The organism is Streptomyces venezuelae (assembly GCF_008642275.1).
GTDB lineage: Bacteria > Actinomycetota > Actinomycetes > Streptomycetales > Streptomycetaceae > Streptomyces > Streptomyces venezuelae_E.
In genome coordinates this window covers 3812408-3830834 of record NZ_CP029189.1, presented here as the reverse complement: position 1 = coordinate 3830834, position 18427 = coordinate 3812408, and the positions used below count along the sequence as shown (strand labels likewise).

Annotated in this window: 18 protein-coding genes and 1 tRNA gene; 9 read left to right on the top strand and 10 right to left on the bottom strand. The window is 72.0% G+C overall.

Features of this window, described 5'->3' with window-relative positions:
* Positions 1-118 precede the first annotated feature (118 nt).
* The 6 genes from paaA (at position 119) to DEJ51_RS16835 (ending at position 5098) form a co-directional block, all read left to right on the top strand.
* Positions 119-1180 carry a 1,2-phenylacetyl-CoA epoxidase subunit PaaA gene (paaA, locus tag DEJ51_RS16860; RefSeq protein ID WP_411757325.1) on the top strand — a complete coding sequence of 354 codons (1062 nt, stop codon included), beginning with the start codon at positions 119-121 and terminating at the stop codon, positions 1178-1180.
* The gene (gene paaB / locus DEJ51_RS16855; RefSeq protein WP_030817166.1) at positions 1177-1461 is read left to right on the top strand and encodes a 1,2-phenylacetyl-CoA epoxidase subunit PaaB; all 285 of its coding nucleotides are present in this window, start codon (positions 1177-1179) and stop codon (positions 1459-1461) included. The genes paaA and paaB overlap by 4 nt, the downstream gene beginning before the upstream one ends.
* Complete coding sequence (paaC, locus tag DEJ51_RS16850; RefSeq protein WP_150258303.1) at positions 1458-2201, top strand: 1,2-phenylacetyl-CoA epoxidase subunit PaaC; 744 nt, start codon at positions 1458-1460, stop codon at positions 2199-2201. Before paaB ends, paaC begins: the two co-directional genes overlap by 4 nt.
* A complete protein-coding gene (paaD, locus tag DEJ51_RS16845) occupies positions 2195-2701 on the top strand; it encodes a 1,2-phenylacetyl-CoA epoxidase subunit PaaD (RefSeq protein WP_150258302.1) in 507 nt (168 codons plus the stop codon). The genes paaC and paaD overlap by 7 nt, the downstream gene beginning before the upstream one ends.
* Positions 2702-3808 carry a 1,2-phenylacetyl-CoA epoxidase subunit PaaE gene (paaE, locus tag DEJ51_RS16840; RefSeq protein ID WP_150258301.1) on the top strand — a complete coding sequence of 369 codons (1107 nt, stop codon included), beginning with the start codon at positions 2702-2704 and terminating at the stop codon, positions 3806-3808.
* 147 nt (positions 3809-3955) lie between these two features.
* Positions 3956-5098, top strand: a complete 1143-nt coding sequence (locus DEJ51_RS16835; protein ID WP_150258300.1) for an acyl-CoA dehydrogenase family protein — start codon at positions 3956-3958, stop codon at positions 5096-5098.
* 31 nt (positions 5099-5129) lie between these two features.
* Here DEJ51_RS16835 and DEJ51_RS16830 read toward each other — a convergent pair whose 3' ends face one another.
* The 10 genes from DEJ51_RS16830 to DEJ51_RS16785 form a co-directional block, all read right to left on the bottom strand.
* On the bottom strand, positions 5130-5474 hold the full coding sequence (locus tag DEJ51_RS16830; RefSeq protein WP_109779232.1) for a rhodanese-like domain-containing protein: 345 nt from the start codon (positions 5472-5474) through the stop codon (positions 5130-5132).
* Between the two features lie 69 nt (positions 5475-5543).
* Positions 5544-6305 carry a hypothetical protein gene (locus tag DEJ51_RS16825; RefSeq protein WP_223836182.1) on the bottom strand — a complete coding sequence of 254 codons (762 nt, stop codon included), beginning with the start codon at positions 6303-6305 and terminating at the stop codon, positions 5544-5546.
* Between the two features lie 158 nt (positions 6306-6463).
* The gene (locus DEJ51_RS16820) at positions 6464-7864 is read right to left on the bottom strand and encodes a DUF2252 domain-containing protein (RefSeq protein ID WP_150258298.1); all 1401 of its coding nucleotides are present in this window, start codon (positions 7862-7864) and stop codon (positions 6464-6466) included.
* Between the two features lie 57 nt (positions 7865-7921).
* Positions 7922-8581, bottom strand: coding sequence for a response regulator (locus DEJ51_RS16815; protein ID WP_150258297.1), 660 nt, complete (start codon positions 8579-8581; stop codon positions 7922-7924).
* 9 nt (positions 8582-8590) lie between these two features.
* Entirely contained in the window at positions 8591-10297 is a 1707-nt protein-coding gene (locus DEJ51_RS16810; RefSeq protein ID WP_223835839.1) for a sensor histidine kinase, read from the bottom strand.
* Positions 10298-10425: 128 nt separating this feature from the next.
* Positions 10426-12003 carry a YrhB domain-containing protein gene (locus tag DEJ51_RS16805; RefSeq protein ID WP_150258296.1) on the bottom strand — a complete coding sequence of 526 codons (1578 nt, stop codon included), beginning with the start codon at positions 12001-12003 and terminating at the stop codon, positions 10426-10428.
* 18 nt (positions 12004-12021) lie between these two features.
* Complete coding sequence (locus DEJ51_RS35555; RefSeq protein ID WP_150258295.1) at positions 12022-13656, bottom strand: putative T7SS-secreted protein; 1635 nt, start codon at positions 13654-13656, stop codon at positions 12022-12024.
* Positions 13656-14303, bottom strand: coding sequence for a hypothetical protein (locus DEJ51_RS16795; RefSeq protein WP_150258294.1), 648 nt, complete (start codon positions 14301-14303; stop codon positions 13656-13658). Before DEJ51_RS16795 ends, DEJ51_RS35555 begins: the two co-directional genes overlap by 1 nt.
* A complete protein-coding gene (locus tag DEJ51_RS16790) occupies positions 14300-14788 on the bottom strand; it encodes a hypothetical protein (RefSeq protein WP_190620424.1) in 489 nt (162 codons plus the stop codon). Before DEJ51_RS16790 ends, DEJ51_RS16795 begins: the two co-directional genes overlap by 4 nt.
* A gap of 260 nt (positions 14789-15048) precedes the next feature.
* Positions 15049-15131 (bottom strand) — tRNA-Leu (locus DEJ51_RS16785).
* A gap of 293 nt (positions 15132-15424) precedes the next feature.
* Here DEJ51_RS16785 and DEJ51_RS16780 point away from each other — a divergent pair.
* From DEJ51_RS16780 to DEJ51_RS16770, 3 genes are all read left to right on the top strand, one after another.
* Positions 15425-16282, top strand: a complete 858-nt coding sequence (locus DEJ51_RS16780) for an FhaA domain-containing protein (protein WP_150258293.1) — start codon at positions 15425-15427, stop codon at positions 16280-16282.
* Between the two features lie 10 nt (positions 16283-16292).
* A complete protein-coding gene (locus tag DEJ51_RS16775) occupies positions 16293-16796 on the top strand; it encodes an FHA domain-containing protein (protein WP_030013067.1) in 504 nt (167 codons plus the stop codon).
* Between the two features lie 147 nt (positions 16797-16943).
* The gene (locus tag DEJ51_RS16770; RefSeq protein WP_223835838.1) at positions 16944-18416 is read left to right on the top strand and encodes a PP2C family protein-serine/threonine phosphatase; all 1473 of its coding nucleotides are present in this window, start codon (positions 16944-16946) and stop codon (positions 18414-18416) included.
* Positions 18417-18427: the final 11 nt, after the last annotated feature.

Here is an 18427-nt window from a genome sequence, read left to right as displayed (position 1 = left end):
GCATCCACAGGGTTGACCTCAGAGGTTGACACCCTACGGGCCGTCGACCCACCATTGAAGCGAATGAACCGAACGATCGGTCGGTCGGTCGGACGGCGGACTCTGGCAGGGGGCCGGAATGGTGGCAGTGACCCCGGAGACGGGGCCGGACACGGCTCTCGGGACGGACAGGACGGACGGGACAGGCATGACTGCTGACCTGGGCGCACAGCTCGCGGCGGCATTCGACGCGGCCGTGGCGGCCGACGAGCGCGTGGAGCCGCGCGACTGGATGCCGGACGAATACCGCGCTTCTTTGGTGCGCCAGATGGCCCAGCACGCCCATTCCGAGATCATCGGCATGCAGCCCGAGGCCAACTGGATCACCCGCGCCCCCTCGTTGCGCCGCAAGGCGATCCTGATGGCCAAGGTCCAGGACGAGGCCGGCCACGGGCTGTACCTCTACAGCGCGGCCGAGACCCTCGGCACCAGCCGCGACGAGCTGCTCGACAAGCTCCACTCGGGCAAGCAGAAGTACTCCTCGATCTTCAACTACCCCACCCTGACCTGGGCGGACGTCGGCGCCATCGGCTGGCTCGTGGACGGCGCGGCGATCACCAACCAGGTGCCGATCTGCCGCTGCTCCTACGGGCCCTACGCCCGCGCCATGGTCCGCATCTGCAAGGAGGAGTCCTTCCACCAGCGTCAGGGGTACGAGCTGCTCCTCGCCCTCTCCCGCGGCACCGAGGCCCAGCACGCGATGGCCCAGGACGCGGTGGACCGGTGGTGGTGGCCGTCGCTGATGATGTTCGGCCCGCCGGACGACGAGTCGGCGCACTCGGCCCAGTCGATGGCCTGGCGCATCAAGCGGCACTCGAACGACGAGCTGCGCCAGCGGTTCGTCGACATCGCCGTCCCGCAGGCCGAGTCCCTCGGGCTGACCCTGCCCGACCCGGACCTGAAGTGGAACGAGGAGCGCGGGCACCACGACTTCGGCGCCATCGACTGGACCGAGTTCTGGAACGTCCTCAAGGGCAACGGGCCCTGCAACGAGCAGCGGATCGGGCAGCGGCGCAAGGCCCACGAGGAAGGTGCCTGGGTGCGCGACGCGGCCGCCGCGTACGCGCGCAAGCAGACGGCACAGCAGGTGGCACAGCAAGCGGCGAAGCACGCCGGACAGAACGAGGAGGCACGGGTATGACGCAGAACTGGCCCCTGTGGGAGGTCTTCGTGCGTTCGCGCCGCGGCCTCTCGCACACGCACGCGGGCAGCCTGCACGCCCCCGACGCGGAGATGGCCCTGCGCAACGCCCGCGATCTCTACACCCGGCGCAACGAGGGCATCTCGATCTGGGTGGTGCCCTCCACCGAGATCACCGCCTCCTCGCCGGACGAGCGGGACCCCTTCTTCGCGCCGTCCGCCGACAAGCCGTACCGGCACCCCACCTTCTACGACATCCCGGAGGGGGTGAGCCACCTGTGACCGGCACCGACACCGCGCACCTCACCGGCACCACCGCCACGGCGGCACTCGCGCTCGGCGACGACGCGCTGATCCTCTCCCACCGCCTCGGCGAATGGGCCGGACACGCCCCCGTCCTGGAGGAGGAGGTCGCCCTCGCCAACATCGCCCTCGACCTGCTCGGCCAGGCCCGGATCCTGCTGTCCATGGTCGGCGACGAGGACGAGCTGGCCTACCTGCGCGAGGAGCGGTCCTTCCGCAACCTCCAGCTGGTCGAGCAGCCGAACGGCGACTTCGCGCACACCATCGCCCGCCAGCTCTACTTCTCCCTCTACCAGCACGAGGTCTACACGGAGCTCGCCCGCGGGGACGGCCCGTTCGCGCCGCTCGCGGCCAAGGCCGTCAAGGAGACCGCCTACCACCGCGACCACGCCGAGCAGTGGACCCTGCGGCTCGGGGACGGCACCGAGGAGAGCCGCAGCCGCATGCGGACCGCCCTCGACGCACTGTGGAAGTACACCGGCGAGATGTTCCAGCCGGTGGAGGGCCTCGACGGCCTGGACCTGGCCGTCCTGGAGGAGCGCTGGCTGGCCGCCCTGTCCGGCGTACTGGAGCGGGCCGGTCTCGACCTGCCCCAGGGGCCGCGCACCGGCGCCTGGGCGGCCGGGGCGGGACGCCAGGGCCTGCACACCGAGTCCTTCGGCCGGATGCTCGCCGAGATGCAGCACCTGCACCGCAGCCACCCGGGGGCCTCATGGTGACCACCGACGCCGGAACGACCCGCCTGGAGGCGGAACTGGCCGAGCTGGCCGGCTCCGTCCCGGACCCGGAACTGCCCGTGCTCACCCTCGGTGAGCTCGGTGTGGTGCGCGGGGTACGGATGCACGAGGACGGCCACGCCGAGGTCACCCTGACCCCGACCTACACCGGCTGCCCGGCCATCGAGGCCATGTCCGCCGACATCGAACGGGCCCTGACCGGCCACGGCATCCCCGAGGTGCGGGTGACCACCGTGCTGGCCCCCGCCTGGTCGACCGACGACATCAGCGCCGAAGGCCGTCGCAAGCTCGCCGAGTTCGGCATCGCCCCGCCCCGGCCGCACGCGGCCGGCGGACCGGTCCCGCTGACGCTGTCGGTCCGGTGCCCGAACTGCGGATCGACCGACACCGAGCTGCTCAGCCGCTTCTCCTCCACCGCGTGCAAGGCGCTGCGCCGCTGCACCGCCTGCCGCGAACCGTTCGACCACTTCAAGGAGCTCTAGATGGCCGCCCCCCGCCACGGCGCGTTCCACCCGCTGACGGTGGCGGCTGTCGACCGGCTCACCGACGACTCGGTGGCCCTGACCCTGCGGGTTCCCGAGGAGCTGCGCGAGGACTACCGGCACGCACCGGGCCAGCACCTCACGCTGCGCCGCACCGCCCCCGAGGGCGGCGCCGAGATCCGCCGCACCTACTCGATCTGCTCCCCGGCGCCGTCCTCGGACGGCCCGGGCCCGGAGCGGCTGCGGGTCGGGGTGCGGCTGGTGGAAGGCGGCGAGTTCTCCACCTTCGCCCACAAGGAGATCGCCGCCGGCGACGTGCTGGAGGTCATGGTCCCGGCCGGGCGCTTCGTGCTGGAGCCCGCTGCCGCCCCGGCCTCGGGACACTACGCGGCGATCGTCGGCGGCAGCGGCATCACGCCCGTGCTGTCGATCGCGGCGAGCCTGCTGGCCGCCCGGCCCGACGCCCGTTTCTGCCTCGTGCGCAGCGACCGGACGGCGGCCTCGACGATGTTCCTGGAGGAGGTCGCCGACCTCAAGGACCGGTATCCGGCGCGGTTCCAGCTGGTCACGGTCCTCTCCCGGGAGGAGCAGGAGTCCGGTCTGCCCTCCGGGCGGCTGGACGAGGAGCGGCTGGCGGCCCTGCTGCCCGCACTGCTGCCGGTGACGGACGTGACGGGCTGGTTCCTGTGCGGCCCGTACGGCCTGGTCCAGGGCGCGGAGCGGGCCCTGGGCGCGCTCGGCGTGGCACGGACCCGGGTGCACGAGGAGATCTTCCACGTCGAGGAGACCGCGCCGGCGGCCCCCCGCCCCGCGGGTTCCCCCGCCGCGGCCCACGGGCGGGTCACCGCACGGCTCGACGGCCGTTCGGGCACCTGGCCGGTCCAGGACGGCGAGTCCCTGCTGGACGCGGTGCTCCGCAACCGCGCGGACGCCCCGTACGCCTGCAAGGGCGGTGTCTGCGGCACCTGCCGGGCGTTCGTGGTCTCGGGCGAGGTCCGGATGGAGCGCAACTTCGCGCTGGAGGCCGAGGAGACGGAGGCCGGATTCGTCCTGGCCTGCCAGTCGCACCCGGTCACCGAGGAAGTGGAGATCGACTTCGACCGCTGAGCGCGGCGACGTCCCCGTCGGTCGGGTCCCCGTCCCAGCACAGGGGCCCCACCGCCTCCAGGGCCTGTCCATTTTCCAGAACCTGTTCTATCTTGACGCACCGTCAGACACGACATCGTCGGACCTGAACGCGCGGAAGGACAGGCAGTGGACTTCACCTTCACCGAGGAGCAGCAGGCCGCCGTCGAAGCGGCCCGGGCCGTCTTCGCGGATGTCGCGCCGGACGGCGTGCCCAGTCCCGCGCTGACCCCGGGGGCCGTCGCCGACGACTTCGACCGTCCGCTGTGGGCCAAGCTCGCCGCATCGGACCTGCTGAGCCTGGTCCTCGCCGAGGAACACGGGGGAGCGGGCCTGGACACCGTCGCCCTGTGCCTGGTGCTGCGCGAGGCCGCCCGGGTGCTGGCGCGGGTCCCGCTGCTGGAGCACTGCGCCACCGCCATGACCGTGCAGGCCCACGGCAGCCCCGAACTGGCCGCCGCCCTGCTGCCCGGCGCGGGGCGCGGCACGCTCGTGCTCACCGCCGCCGCCCACGGGCGCTCCGGCCACGACCCGGCCGAACTCGCCGTCATCGCCCGCCGCGAGGGCGAGGAGTGGATCCTGGAGGGCACGCAGACCGCGGTCCCCTGGGCACACGGCGCGGACTGGATCGCCGTACCCGCGCACACCGGCGAGGGCGAGGCCGTCCTCGCGCTCGTCCCGCGGGCCGCCGAAGGGCTGGCCCTCGCCGAGCAGGTCTCCACGAGCGGGGAGCGGCTCGCCGAACTCGCCCTCGACGGCGTCCGGGTGGACGGGGCACACCTCATCGAAGCCCAGGGAGCCTGGGAACGGCTGCGCCAGCTCCTGGCCACCGGAACCTGCGCGCTGGCGCTCGGACTCGGCGAGAACGTGCTCACCATGACGAGCGCGTACACCGGCAAGCGCGAGCAGTTCGGCTTCCCGGTGGCCACCTTCCAGGCCGTCGCCGTCCAGGCCGCCGACCGGTACATCGACCTGCGCGCCATGGAGGTCACGCTGTGGCAGGCCGCCTGGCGGCTCGACGCCGCGACCGGCGGCGCCGGGGGGCCGCTGCCGAGCTCCGGTGATGTCGCGGTCGCCAAGATCTGGGCCTCGGAAGGCGTACGCCGGGTCGTGCAGACCGCCCAGCACCTGCACGGCGGCTTCGGAGCCGACACCGACTACCCGCTGCACCGCTACCACGCCTGGGCCAAGCAGCTGGAACTCCAGCTCGGGCCGGCCGCCGCGCACGAGGAGGCCCTGGGCGACCTGCTGGCCGCCCACCCCCTCGCCTGAGCCGGAACAGCGGGCCCGGTGGAGACGGGGCCTAGAGCACGAAGGCCGGGTTCCCGTTGTCCGTCACCATCGGGCGCCCGGCACCGTCCCAGGCCTGCATCCCGCCGTCGACGTTCACCGCGTCGATCTCCTGGCGCACCAGGTACTGGGTGACCTGCGCGGAGCGCCCGCCGACCCGGCACATCACGTACACCCGGCGGCCGTCCTCGACCGCCTCGGTCAGCTCACCGAAGCGGGCCACGAAGTCGCTCATCGGGATGTGCAGCGCACCCTCGACATGGCCGGCCGCCCATTCGTCGTCCTCACGGACGTCGAGGACAAAGCCTTCGGAGGGCACCGCGGTGGCGTCCACCGAGGGGAGCGGTCCGAAGTTCATAGCTGTCGCCTTCTCTCTTCACGAATCTGCTGCCAACCTATCCGACCACCCGGTACGGGCGGACCGGGCTCACTGCGCGGCGAGCTCCGCCGCCAGTTCGGCCTCACGCTCGGAGACCTGCGCGAGCAGCTGCTCCGCGATCTCCTCCAGCAGCCGGTCGGGGTCCTCGGGCGCCATCCTCAGCATCGACCCGATCGCGCTGTCCTCCAGCTCCTTGGCGACGAGCGACAGCAGCTCCTTGCGGCGGGCCAGCCACTCCAGCCGGGCGTACAGCTCCTCGCTCTCGCCCGGTGCCGCCCGCTCGGGAGCCGGACCGGCCGCCCACTCCTCGGCCAGCTCGCGCAGCTGACCCTCGTCGCCGCGCCCGTAGGCCGCGTTGACCCGCGCGATGAACGCGTCGCGCCGCTCCCGCTCGCCTTCGTCCTGGGCGAGGTCGGGGTGGGCCTGACGGACCAGCTCCCGGTAGAGGCGGCGCACCTCCTCGGAGGGCCGCACCCGCTGCGGCGGCCGCACGGGGCGGTCGGTCAGCATCGCGGAGGCGTCGTCGGAGATCCCGTCCGAGCCCAGCCAGTCGTGGAAGAGCTCCTCCACCCCGGGCATCGGCATGACCAGCGAACGCGCGTCCTGCGCCCGGCGCAGGTCCTCCGGATCGCCGCTGCGGGACGCCTTCGCCTCGGCGATCAGGGCGTCCAGTTCGTCGAGCCTCGTGTACATCGGGCCGAGCTTCTGGTGGTGCAGGCGGGAGAAGTTCTCCACCTCCACCCGGAAGGTCTCCACCGCGATCTCGAACTCGATCAGCGCCTGCTCGGCGGCCCGCACGGCCCGCTCCAGGCGCGCCTCCGGGCGCTCCTCACCGGTGACGGAGGAGTCGCCGGAATCACCGGGGACTGTCTGCTCAGGCTGCTCGGTCTGCTCGCTCACCCGGCCAGCCTACGGCCCGCCCGCGTGGGCGGTGTTTCACGTGAAACACCGCCCACGTCAGACAGCCGTCAGACGCCCATCTCCGCCGCGATCCGGCCGGACCGGACCGCCGCCACCAGGTCGGCGTGATCGGCCTCGGTGCGGTCGGCATAGGCCACGGCGAAGGACGCCATCGCCTCGTCCAGCTCGTCGTTCTTCCCGCAGTACCCGGCCAGCAGCCGCGGGTCGACGCTGTGCGCGTGCGCGCGGGCCAGCAGGGCACCGGTCATCCGCCCGTAGTCGTCGATCTGCTCCACGGCCAGCGCCGCCGGATCCACGCTGCCCTTGCGGTTGCGGAACTGCCGTACCTGGAAGGGGCGGCCCTCCACCGTGGTCCAGCCGAGCATGATGTCGGACACCACCTGCATGCGCTTCTGCCCGGCCACCACCCTCAGGCCCTCGTGCTGCTCCGGGGCGGGCGCGAAACCCAGGCCGGTCAGGTGCGGCAGCAGCACCGAGGGCCTGGCCTCCTTGACCTGGAGCACCAGCGGTTCGCCCCGGTGGTCCAGCAGCAGGACCACGTACGAGCGGGTGCCGACGCTCCCGGTGCCCACCACGCGGAAGGCCACGTCCTGGATCGCGTACCGGGCCAGCAGCGGCAGCCGGTCGCCCTGGAGCGTCTGCAGGTAGGGGCCGAGCGAGGCCGCCACCGCCGCCGCCTCCCCGTCCCCGACCCGGCGCAGCACGGGCAGCGCGTCGACGAAGCGGCGGCCGCCGTCCGGCCCTATCTCCGTGGACTTGGTCGCGAACCGCGCGGAGGTGTTGTTGCGGGCCTTCTCCGAGACCCGCTCCAAGGTGCCCAGCAGATCACGGGCATCGGCGTGCGAGACCAGTTCCTCGTCGGCGATCGCGTTCCACGCGTCGAGCGCGGGCAGCTTCGACAGGAGCCGCATGGTGCGCCGGTAAGCGCCCACCGCGTCGAGTGCGGCGGCCCGGCAGGTGTCCTCGTCCGCGCCGGCCACCCGGCCCGCCAGCACCAGCGAGGCCGCCAGCCGCTTCACGTCCCATTCCCACGGGCCGAACACGGTTTCGTCGAAGTCGTTGAGGTCGATGACGAGCCGGCCGCGCGCGTCCCCGTACAGACCGAAGTTCGCCGCGTGCGCATCGCCGCAGATCTGCGCGCCGACCCCGGTCACCGGACCGCCGGACAGGTCGTGGGCCATCAGCCCGGCCGCCCCGCGCAGGAACGCGAACGGGTTCGCGGCCATCCGGCCGACCCGTATCGGAGTCAGCTCGGCGACCCGCCCCGCGTTGGACTCCTCCACCGCGCGCACGGCGTCCGGCCGCCCGGCCGGCGCCACGAAGGCGGCATGAGCCGACCGCGGCAGGCGGGCGCGCAGCGCCTTGCCCTCCTCCTTCGGCGAGCCGGCCGCCACCCTCGGCGCGAAGCCCGCCACGTCCGGAATCCGCTGACCCGCAATCGTCGCCATCGACGCCGCCCCCACCCGTTCAGTTCTGTGATCGCTTCTCGAACGGGCTGACCGTATCTACAGCCCGGCGTCCCTGGCCAGCAGCGCCGCCTGCACACGGTTCTCACAGTCCAGCTTCGCGAGGATCCGGCTCACGTACGTCTTCACGGTCGCCTCGCTCATGTGCAGCCGCCGGCCCGCCTCCGCGTTGGACAGCCCCTCGCCGAGCAGCGCCAGCACCCCGCGCTCCCGCTCGCTGAGCTCCGCCACCCGACGCCGGGCCACCTCACCGCGCACGGCGGCCTTCCCGGACGCCAGCTGGTCCACCACGTGCCGGGTCGCCCCGGGCGACAGGTAGGCGTCCCCGGCCGCTGCCGCCCGGACCGCCCCGATCAGCTCGCCCGGCGCCGAGTCCTTCAGCAGGAAGCCCGCGCCGCCCTCGCCCAGCGCCCGCAGCACGTTCTCCTTCTCGCCGAAGGTGGTCAGGATCAGCGCCCGTACCTCCGGCACGGCCCGCCGCAGCTCCCCCAGCGCCGTCAGCCCGTCCATCACCGGCATCTGGATGTCCAGCAGCATCACGTCGGGCGCGTGCGAGCGGGCCAGGTCCACCGCCTGCCTGCCGTCGGCCGCCTCGGCGACGACCTCGATGTCCGGCGCCGAGGTCAGGATCATCCTGATCCCGGCCCGGATCAGTGGCTCGTCGTCGGCGATCACCACTCTGATCACTTCGGCTGTCACACCGTGCTCCTACTGCTTGACCTCGTACGCCTGCTTTTCCACGAGCTTGCCGTCCTTGAAGCAGAACCGGAAGATCCGGTCCGTTCCCAGGCCGCCCGGCTGGTCCTCGGCCAGCAGCGCCAGACACTCCGAGCCCTCCGGCTTGGGCGGCCCCTTGCGCGCGGCCCCCGCGGTCAGGAAGTTCTCCCCGCTCGGCAGCCGGTCACGGACGGCCTGTTCCGTCTGGCCCACGTGCACCGCGTCGAACTCGTCCTGGTCGATCATCGCGTCACTCGCCGAGTCGATCATCAGCACCACTCCGGCGCCGAGCACCACCACCAGCAGCACCATCGCCGCGAAGGCGACCCCGCAGCCCACCGCGAGGCCACCGGAGCGGCTGGGCATGCGCACGGCCAGCTCCCGGTCCACCGCCTCCCAGTCCATCGGCTGCTCGCCGCCCCGCCCCCGTACCCGGCCGCGGGGGCGGGCCTGCGGCTGCGCCCGCTGCCCGAAGTCGTCGGCCACGTCCTCCACTCCGGCCGGCTCCGCCCCGTACGGGAGGACCCCGGCCACCCGGAACCCACCGCCCTCGGCGGGGCCCGCGTGCACCATCCCGCCGACGAGCCTGGCCCGCTCGCGCAGACCCGTCAGGCCCTGCCCGCCCGACACCACCTCGTCGGCCGCCGGACCCGCCGACGGCCCGTTGGCGATCTCCACGACCAGCGAGTCGTCCTCGAACCGCAGCTCCACCGCGATCGGTGCGCCCGGCGCGTGCTTGTACGCGTTCGTCAGGGCCTCCTGCACGATCCGGTACGCGGCGTGGTCGCATGCCGCGACCAGTGGCCTCGGCTGCCCCGAAGTGGTCATCCGGACGTCGGTCCCCGAGCCCCGCGCCGCCTCCACGACCCCCGCGATACCGGCCACCCCGCGCGCCGCGGGCTGGGCCTCCTCCACCGGCGCGGGCGCCTCCACCCCGTCGCGCAGGATGCCGACGACCTCGCGCAGCTCGTGCATCGCCGCCACCGACGCCTGCCGCAGCACGCCGACCGCCTCGCGCTGACGGTCGGTGAGTTTTGGATCCACCTCCAGCGCGCCGGTGTGCACGGCGATCAGCGCCAGCTGGTGGCCCAGGCTGTCGTGCATGTCCTGGGCGATGCGCTGGCGCTCGCGCAGCCTCGCCTGTCCCGCGACCATGGCCCGCTCGCGCAGCAACTGCCCGTTGCGCTCCTGGAGCGCGCGCAGCAGGGTCCGGCGCTGCGACCAGTACCGGCTGGCCAGACCCGGCATCACCGTCATCGCGAGGAACATCAGCGTGGAGAACACGATCACCAGCAGCGGTCGCATCTGCGCCGACTCGTCGATCACGCTCAGCACGATCGCCGCGGCGAAGGCCAGCGTGAAGGCGGCCAGTGCCCGCCCCACCCCGACGATCCGCCGCCCGGCCGACCAGCCCAGCAGCGGCAGGACGAAGAACGCCCCGGGCAGGGGGGTGATCACCGCGGCCCCGAGCACCAGCGTGGTTCCCGGCAGCCTGCGGCGCAGCAGTGTCAGCGCCAGCACCACCACGGCGCCCGCCAGCATGCGCGGCCCGGATCCGTTGCTGACCTCCTCGACGCCCAGGCCGAGGATCGCCACGACGCCACCGATCGCCAGGTCCCCGGCCAGCATCCGCCGGGTCCACGGCTCCGGGCCCCTCAGCCAGTCCCAGCCGGCCCGCGTCTTCGCCTTCGCATCCACGCGCCCGACCCTAGACACCCGCGCCCCCGCCCTGCCGCCCTCTTTCGTCGCGCCCGCCGCGACGAAAGTCGAACGCCGCCCCCACCCCCGGTCCTCCGGCGGCGGGCCGGGGCGCCGTCCGCGCTCCCTCACCGATACCGGACCACGCGCACCCCGGACTCACGGAAGCCGTCCAGGTCCCGCAGCTCCTGCGCGGCGGAGTCGATCAGCCCCACCATCCCGGACTCGCTGTGGAGCCCGGCGAGCAGCAGCCCGGTGCTCTCCCGCCCCCGCGCGTCCAGCCGCCGTACCCACACCAGGGCCCGGCCACCGGCCGGCAGGGCCGCGAGCCCCTCGACCGCGGCGATCACGGTCGGATACTCCGAGACGGACAGCACCGGTCCCAGCTCCGCCATCGTGGAGGTGAACCAGTCGGCCTTGTCCGGCACGGGCGTCGGCCCCGCCGGCTGGTCGAGGTCCCAGGCGGCCAGGAACCCCCAGGGATCGGAGTTGGGCAGCGGGAACGGCTCCTGCGGCCCCTTCGGCACGACCACCGCGGCGTCGAGCATCCCTCGCCGCCAGTCACCGGTGCGCAGCGCGGCCGTCGTCTGGCAGGCGAACAGCCACCCCCGGGCCGTCTCGTCCTCGGCGGCCGGCTCCACCAGCTCGACGGGTTCCGCGTAGGTCCGCTTCAGCCACCGCTCGGCCTTGTGCCGGGCGGTGGCGAGGTCGGGCGCGGCCGCCGCGTCCTCGGCGCCGGGCTCGACCCGGGCGAAGACCAGCTGCAGCACCCCGACCTGGTCCAGCCGGGCCAGCCCGCCGGTCATCCCGTCCAGGAACGCCACCTGGCCGTTGTTGTTGTGCACGTACAGCAGGTGCCCGCTGACCTCGGTGCCGCCGATGACCCGCCGCACCCACACCACGCCCTGGGTGTCCGGTCCGGTCTCCTGGGCCCGGGTGATCACCTCGTCCCAGCTCACGCACCGCAGCTCGCGGGCGGCGGGGAAGTAGCGGCGCAGCAGCAGCTCCCACCAGCCGGGCGCCTCGTGCACGGGCTGCCAGGGCAGCGGCGAGGAGGGGCTGCCCGCGATCGCCGCTGCCGTCGTGACCACGCAGCCGCGCGCGTTCAGCCGCCGGGCCTGGGTCTGCGGGTCGCGCTCCACCGGATCCCGCGTGTACGCCGCGGCGTCGCCCCACGGATCGTTCGAAGCGGGGTGGAAGGGCTCCCCGTAGTCCTTGGGCACCACGAGGGACGCGGCCAGCATCGGCGTCCGCGGATAGCCCGGCTGCTCGATGGTCCGGCACGCGAACAGCCAGGTCCCGGCGTCCTCCGCCACGGGGTCGGTGCCCACCAGCTCGACGAGCCCGCTGTAGGTGGACAGCAGCCACTCCAGCGCGGTCTGCCACGGCTCGGCCTTCGAGGTCTTCGCCAGGCCCGCCCGCTGCCAGCCGCCGTGGCGGACGTAGGCGAGGTATTCGTCGAGGGGCAGGTGCGTCGGGGGGAAGTCCACCCGGGACCCGTCCTTGGGCACGATCACCAGTTTGTTGAACGGACCCACCATGGGGTCCCCGGCGTCGATGCTCTCCTGGGTGTCGTACCGGACGACCCAGGCCAGCTCGTGCTCCTGGGTGAGCTCCGGCTTCAGCACGATCGTCCACGGCTCCGAGGCGAACGCCTGCTCCAGGCGGGCCCGGGCCGCTTCGAGGGCCTCGTTCAACGTGAGCATTTCTGATTCCTGACGACGCTAGCGGTAGGGGACATGGGCTATCTCACTGATGTTGTGTGTCTCGAGTGTGGCCAGCTTCCCCGTCTGGCCGTCCAGGAAGACGACCCCGTGGGGTGTGTTCACCGCGTTGAAGACGTGGCCGGCCATGCCGTGGCGGGAGATCGCGACCACACTGCGCGAGTCCGGCCCCCGCGCCTCAAGGTCCTTGACGATGTCGTCGTAGCTGCCGACGACCTTCTTCGCGCTCGGCTCCACACCCAGTTCCTTGTACGGGATGTCGCCCGGTCCGGTCTTCGGCGCGGCCGAGACCTCCACACCGTCCAGCCGGCGGTCCAGCGTCACCACGTTGTTGGTGCAGTTGTACTGGTAGCCCGGCATGTTCGTGTTGTTCATGTCCTTGAGCCACGGGTACTGGTCGTCGATGAACTTCTGGGCGTCCTTCTTCCCGACCGAGTCGGCGTGGATCGAGGGCCGCTCCGTCACGCCCTTGGTCGGCTTCGCCAGGTGCGACCAGGCCGAGGGCTTCGTCGCCGCCGCCTCCGCGACCCGCACGCCCGCCCGGGCTCCGCCGAAGCCCTTGGTGCCGAGGAGTTCGGGTACGAGGCGGCCCAGGCCTTCGGAGGGGTCGTTCTTGAAGCTGTCGATGAGCGCGCCCGGGATCCGTTCGGGGTGGGCGGCGGTGGAGACCAGGCCGGCCAGCGTCATGTTGAGGTTCTGCTGGTACTCGGCGGGATGGGTGAGGTTGTACGGGTCCATCGGGTTCAGGCCGCGGGCGAAGTTGACCAGCCCGGCCGTGCCCTTGACCACACCGCCGACGAAGTGGTTGAGCTCGACGGCCTGACCACCGTAGTAGTCGGCGATCCCGGCCAGGGCCCGGTCGGTGGCCGACGGCTCTTTCGGGGCATGCTCCAGCGCCGCGTCCAGCGCCTTGGCCACGTTCGCCGCGGCCTCGTCACGCTGCCTGCGGGCCTCGTTCAGGATCTCGTGGGCCCGCGTCCCGTCGGCCTTGCCCACATCGACCGGCTTCTGCGGCTCCGGCCCCGGATCCCGGCCCGCCTTCGCCGCCGCGTTGTACGTCTCGACCTTCGCGGCATACCCCTCATGGGCCTCCTTCGCCGCCCTGACCGCCGCCTTGTACAAATCGATGGCCTGCTGCGCCTGCTTCTGCGCCCACTCCACCGTCTCCGCGTACCGCGTCAGCGCACCCGCCGCCGCCTCACACGCATCCGAAGCATGCAGCCAGTCCACCGGATGCATCGCGAACTTCTTACGGAACGCATCGGCGGCCTGCCCCTTCCAGTGCCCCGAATCCAACGCCCGCATCCCCTGACCGACCCGGTCGAACGCCCCCTGGAAATCACTCAGGTGCTTCGCCGACTCCCGGATCTTCACCGGCTTGCCGTGCACCAGCTCATCCGCCTGCTCACTCTGGCCCAGCTGCTGCTCACCGACCGAAGCACCCAGACCCGAAGCGACATCGTCGCCCCAGTCCTCGACCTTGTCCGCCCAGTCGTCCGCCCCGACGTACTCCAGCCCCGCACCGATCCCGTCGGTGGCCTTGTCGACGCCCTGCCCGACGACCTTCTTCGTCTCCTCCCAGCCGTCGTCCAGCTTCTGCAGACCCTTGTCCAGCAGACCGCCCCAGTCCGTCATCAGCGCCCACCACCCGACACCGGCGGCTGCTGCTGCGGCTGCGGTGCCGGTCCCACCCAGCCCTCGACCGCCGCATCCACCTCGTCCCGCATCCCCACCGCGTCGACGATCTGATTGCTGAGGAGGACATCCGAGCTGTTGACGTCCCGCACCGCGCCCTTCCAGGCCTCCTCGCTGTTCTCCCGCGCCCGCTCGAAGGACTCGGGACTGTAGTCCGCGTCCCGGACCTGCGTGTACACGTTGTCCGACAGGACCCCGCCCCAGTCCTTACCGGTGATCTCCTGCTCCGACGCGTACGGATTGCCCATCGCCGAGTTCGTCAGCACCTTGAAACTGCCCTGGATGTACTGGTCCTGCTCGTGCATCACACCCGCCGACAGACCCACGTCGAACGCGAACTGGTTCCCCTGCTGCACCAGCGCCCGCACGCCCCACTCCCAGCGCTCGCAGAACGTCTTCATCGACGCCGTCAGGCCCTCGTTCCCGCTCTCCATCCCCGACAGCGCCAGATCCGAGAACCCCCGCCCCATGCTGGCCGAACCCACCATCCCGAGCTCCTTCAGCTCGCCCAGCGTGTCCGTGATCCCCTTCGCTATCTGCCCCAGCGCCTGCTTCGAAACATCAAGATCCGCCCCGTCCCCGCTCACACCCGCCCCTCCCGTCCGTCCCCGTCGAGCGCGGCACCATCCGGCACCAGCCCCCGCACCGGCGGAAACACGATCCCGCCCGGCCCCGCCGCATCCAGGGCCACCCCGCACGGGAAGTCCAGCGCCGGAATCACCTCGTCCAGCAGCCGCGCACCCACGATCCGCCGGTAGGGCCACTCCCGCTCCGCCTCACCGCGCGCGTCGGCGAACCGCGCCAGGGTCTCCGGGCCCGAGAACGCACAGATCCAGTCCAGCCCGCCCAGCTCCGCCGTCCACAGACCACCGCGTTCGTCCAGGGGCACCAGCACCACGCGACTGCGGAAATCCGCCAATCTCTCCAGGACCGCCTCACGGGCCGCCGCCGCGTCCACCTCGGCGGCGGGTCCGGGCTCAGACACCCGCGCGACCGGCTCCGCCGGCGCCCCCGAGTCCACCCGCTCCGTCGCGGCGGCGCGCAGCCGCCCCCACTCCTCGTCGAAACCCACGCACGGCTCCTCGCACCGGCCGGCGAGCACGATCGTGCACACCGGGCGGCCACAACTGGTCTCACAATTCGGACAGTTGGCTCACCCTAACCCTGTCGTCCGACAGGACCACAGGTCAGGGGCGCCGAACAGGGACGTACGTCACACCCACGACCTCGGCAGGACGGGACGAGACGGTACGTGACAGGGCGGGAGGCGACAGGGCGGGGAAACACGAAACGGCCGCCACCGCTTTCGCAGTGACGACCGTCTCGTCGATGTGGGCGAGGGGGGATTTGAACCCCCACGTCCCGAAGGACACTGGCACCTGAAGCCAGCGCGTCTGCCGTTCCGCCACTCGCCCGAGCAGCGCCCCAGTGGATCTTCCCTTTCGGGCCTTTCCCCTGGCGACGTCGAAACATTAGCACGGAGAACGGGGTGGATTCACATCGCTTTCCCGGCACCCCCGCCCCCCGCCGCGGACGGCCCCTCCCGCACTCCGCTCCCGGTGCGGGACACTGTCCTGGGAGCGCCCCTACGATCCCTTGTGAGGACCAACACTCGTCCTCACAGGAACGATGGGGAACCACCCGAATCCGCCACGCGTGGATACGATCAGTAAGCAGTACAGGGCGACAGCTACGGAGGAGGTGCCCCATGGGAGTTCTGAAGCGGTTCGAGCAGCGACTCGAAGGTCTGGTGAACGGCACCTTCGCCAAGGTGTTCAAGTCCGAGGTCCAGCCGGTGGAGATCGCCGGAGCCCTCCAGCGGGAGTGCGACAACAACGCCACCATCTGGAACCGCGAGCGGACCGTCGTCCCCAACGACTTCATCGTCGAGCTCAGCACCGGTGACTACGACCGCCTGAGCCCCTACTCCGGGCAGCTCGGCGACGAGCTCGCGGGCCTCGTCCGCGACTACGCCAAGCAGCAGCGCTACAGCTTCATGGGCCCCATCAAGGTCCACCTGGAGAAGGCCGACGACCTCGACACCGGGCTCTACCGGGTCCGCAGCCGCACCCTGGCCTCCAGCACCTCCCAGCCGCAGGCAGGACCGCCCTCACCGCAGGGCGGCTACGGCTACCCGCCGGAGAACCAGCCGCAGGGCGGCTACGGATATCCCCCGGCGGGGGCACCTCCCATGCCCAGCGCCCCGCCCCCGGGCGGCCCCGGCTCCCGGCGGCCCGCTCCGGGCGGACCCGCCGGAGCGGCCCCCGCGGCCGGCCCGGGCGGCGCCCGGCGCCACTGGATCGAGATCAACGGCACCCGCCACCAGATCTCGCGTCCCACGCTCGTACTCGGCCGAAGCACGGAAGCCGACGTGCGGATCGACGACCCCGGCGTATCCCGCCGGCACTGTGAGATCCGGACCGGAACGCCCTCGACGATCCAGGATCTCGGGTCCACCAACGGCATCGTGGTGGACGGGCAGCACACCACCCGCGCTACGCTCCGCGACGGCTCGCGGATCGTCGTGGGCAGCACCACCATCATTTACCGGCAAGCCGAAGGGTGAAGCGGGGGCAATGTCAGAGCTGACCCTGACGGTCATGCGGTTGGGTTTCCTGGCCGTTCTGTGGCTGTTCGTCATCGTGGCCGTCCAGGTCATCCGCAGCGATCTCTTCGGGACGCGCGTGACCCAGCGCGGGTCCCGTCGCGGCGGCGGAGGCGCCGGCGGCGCCCCGCAGCAGGCGGGCCGCCAGGCCACGCCCCCGCAGCAGCGCCAGCGGCGCGGCGCACCCACCAAACTCGTCGTCTCCGAGGGCATCCTCACGGGAACCACGGTGGCCCTCGCCGGCCAGACGATCACACTGGGCCGCGCGCACGACTCAACGATCGTGCTGGACGACGACTACGCGTCCAGCCGCCATGCCAGGATCTATCCCGACCGTGACGGCCAGTGGATCGTCGAGGATCTCGGGTCCACCAACGGCACGTATCTCGACCGGACCCGGCTGACCACCCCGACGCCCATTCCGCCGGGCGCACCGATCCGCATCGGCAAGACCGTCATCGAGCTGCGGAAGTAGTACGAGAATGAGCGAGCGGAGCGAGCGCGCGGCGGCGATCCGTCCCACCGAGGACACGGACCCGAGCGCGCTCCCGACCGGAGGGTGGGCAGTGTGGCTCGAGACCGGTTGTACCCGGAGGCAGCTTCGTCGACAGGGCAGGTGCGCATGAGTCTGTCCTTGCGGTTCGCCGCCGGATCACACAAGGGCATGATCCGTGAGGGGAACGAGGACTCCGGCTACGCCGGTCCCCGGCTCCTCGCGATCGCCGACGGCATGGGAGGCCAGGCCGCCGGCGAGGTCGCGAGCTCCGAGGTGATCTCCACCCTCGTGCAGCTCGACGACGACGTCCCGGGCTCCGACATCCTCACCTCCCTGGCCACGGCCGTGCAGCGGGCGAACGACCAGCTGCGCGTGATGGTCGAGGAGGATCCGCAGCTCGAAGGCATGGGCACCACGCTGACGGCCCTCCTGTGGACCGGCCAGCGCCTCGGCCTCGTGCACGTCGGCGACTCCCGCGCCTATCTGCTCCGCGACGGCGTCCTCACCCAGATCACCCAGGACCACACCTGGGTGCAGCGCCTCGTCGACGAGGGGCGCATCACCGAGGAAGAGGCCACCACCCACCCGCAGCGCTCCCTGCTGATGCGCGCGCTCGGCAGCGGCGACATCGTCGAGCCGGACCTCTCCATCCGCGAGGTCCGGGCCGGTGACCGCTACCTGATCTGCTCCGACGGGCTCTCCGGCGTCGTCTCCCACCAGACCCTGGAAGAGACCCTCGCCGACTACCACGGTCCCCGCGAGACCGTGCAGTCGCTGATCCAGCTCGCGCTGCGCGGCGGCGGACCCGACAACATCACCTGCATCGTCGCCGACGTCCTCGACACCGACAGCGGCGACACCCTCGCCGCCCAGGTCAGCGACACCCCGGTGGTCGTCGGCGCGGTCGCCGAGAACCAGCACCAGCTCTTCGACAGCGGCAACGCCATGCAGACCCCGGCCGGCCGGGCCTCGGGCCTCGGCCGCCAGGGCCAGCCCCCCGCCGGCGCCTTCGGCCCTCCCGGCAGCGGCGACGCCCCCGGCTACGGGTACGGCGACCAGGGCCAGGGCCAGGGCCAGGGCGGCAACGGCTACGGCACCTTCGGCGAAGCCGACGCCTACACCGCCGACCCGGGCTACGAGGACACGTACGACCATCCCCGCAGGCGCCGCAGCAAAGGGCGCAAGTGGACCACCCGTACGCTGACCCTGCTCATCGTCGCCGGTGTCATCGGCGGCGGCCTCTACGCGGGCTGGCGCTGGACCCAGACCCAGTTCTACGTCGGCGTGAAGGGCGAGCACGTCGCGCTCTTCCGCGGCATCAGCCCGAAGCTGGGGCCGCTGGAGCTCTCGAAGGTGGAGACCGACCGCCCCGACATCGAACTGAAGTACCTGCCGCCCTTCAAGCGGAAGCTGGTCGAGGCCACCATCAGCGAGAGCAGCTTCGACGCGGCGCGCAAGAAGCTCGACGACCTCGGCGTCCAGACGTCCGCCTGCAAGAAGGACGAGGAACGCCGAAGCGCCGAGGCGCAGAACAGCCAGACGCCCGCCCCCAGTCTGACTCCCGAGGAGCAGCAACTGGTCGGGCTGTGCGGCAAGTAGTAGGCATACGC